This is a genomic window from Micromonospora sp. CPCC 205558, assembly GCF_036902955.1.
In the GTDB taxonomy this organism is placed as follows: domain Bacteria; phylum Actinomycetota; class Actinomycetes; order Mycobacteriales; family Micromonosporaceae; genus Micromonospora.
The window spans coordinates 1-799 of record NZ_JBAKHR010000069.1 but is presented as its reverse complement, the minus strand read 5'-3'; the positions used below and the strand labels follow the sequence as shown (position 1 = coordinate 799).

Below are 799 nucleotides of genomic sequence, written 5' to 3'. Positions count from 1 at the left end.
TGCCGAGCCCGCCCGTTTCGTCGAGCGTGATCACCTCATGTCAGCGCTGCAGAGTCAGCAGACCCGGCCGGTACGGCAGCAGACCGTAGTCACCACCCGAACTCGGCGAACGACCCTGGTACAGCAGCTGCAGGTTGCAGGCGTTGACCGTCATCGTCTGATCAGCGCTGGTCCGCAACAACTCACCATGGCTGATGTCGTTGGTCCAGGTCGCACCACTGTTGGCCTTACCCGCGAACGGGTTGCTCTCAGACGTGGCCTGCGGCGTCCACGAACCACCCAGACTCGTCGCCGTGAACGACCGGAAGTAACGACCCTGCGAACCGATCGCCTCAACGATCATCAGGTACTTGTTCAAACCCTGAAGCTTGTACACCTGAACCGCCTCGAACAGGTTGTTCGTGGTGTCACTCATGATCGTCGTGTAGTTGCTGCCGAAACTACCCGGGAAGTTCCCGATCGGCATGCTCGCCCGGTAGATCTTCCCGTTGTCCCCAGCGAAGAACAGGTACATGTTCTGGCTGTCACCGATCACCGCCTGATCGATCGGCCCCGTACCCGAACCGGTGATACTCCCACTGAACAACGTCTGCGCCCCGGACCAACCATTCGGGTTCGTCGGATCCGACGACGTCCGGTACGAGAACGCCGGCCCACCCCACTGGTACGCCAACACCCAGATGTTGCGCGGCGCGAAGTAGAACAACGACGGCGCCACAGTCGCCGAGTTCATCGCGTTCTGACTCGCCGAACCCATCTGCGAATAATTCGAGAACAACCCGAAATTCATCGAACCCCA

1 protein-coding gene is annotated in these 799 nt (G+C 60.2%); it reads right to left on the bottom strand.

Annotation, left to right across the window (positions count from 1 at the left end; all coding sequences use genetic code 11):
• Positions 1–40 precede the first annotated feature (40 nt).
• Positions 41–799, bottom strand: a 759-nt coding sequence (locus V6U86_RS33295) for a non-reducing end alpha-L-arabinofuranosidase family hydrolase (protein WP_334510527.1), incomplete at its 5' end; no start/stop codon positions are given.